1 protein-coding gene is annotated in these 571 nt (G+C 62.3%); it reads left to right on the forward strand.

Translation table 11 applies throughout. The features are described from left to right. Positions 1 to 70 precede the first annotated feature (70 nt). Positions 71 to 571: hypothetical protein (locus AC1D0P_RS27435; protein ID WP_477679615.1), on the forward strand; the 501-nt coding region annotated here is incomplete at its 3' end.

A 571-nucleotide genomic window follows, 5' to 3' on the forward strand; every position in this document is an offset into this window, starting at 1 on the left:
GCTCTCGATCTGCCGGCGCTCGACGCCATGGAGGCAGAGGTCGGCTCTCGATCTGCCGGCGCTCGACGCCATGGAGGCAGAGGTCGATCCCGACCGCTGGCACGAGACCAAGGCTTCGATTTTCGCCCGTGAAGAGACGCCCCTTGCATCCCCGTCAGTCGACGAAAACGCAGAAGAGCCTGCGCTGTTTGAGGTCGGGTCGACTGCCCGCGAACGTTGGGATGATGAAATCGCAACTGAAGCGGCGGCGACCTTCGACAATGCGGCCGAGCCGCAGCCGATGCTCCTCGACATCGATGCCGAACCGGCCGTTTATGAAGCTGTCGACGATTTCGTTGCCGCCGAGCCTGTCATGCCGGCCGTTGCAACCGTCTTGCAGCCGATGGATCCGGTTGTGGAAAGCAAGGTTTTGCCGCGATCCGAGCGCCAGCCGACAGTCGAAATGGCGCGCCAGCCAACCGAGCAGTCCGATATCGATCTTGACGAATTGCTTGCCGATGTCGAACGCTTCCCGGTCCAGCCGGCGGTGATCGCCAAGGCTGTTTCTGCTTCCCAGGCCCAAGAGATCGCA

The organism is Polaromonas sp. P1_G2, assembly GCF_056405515.1.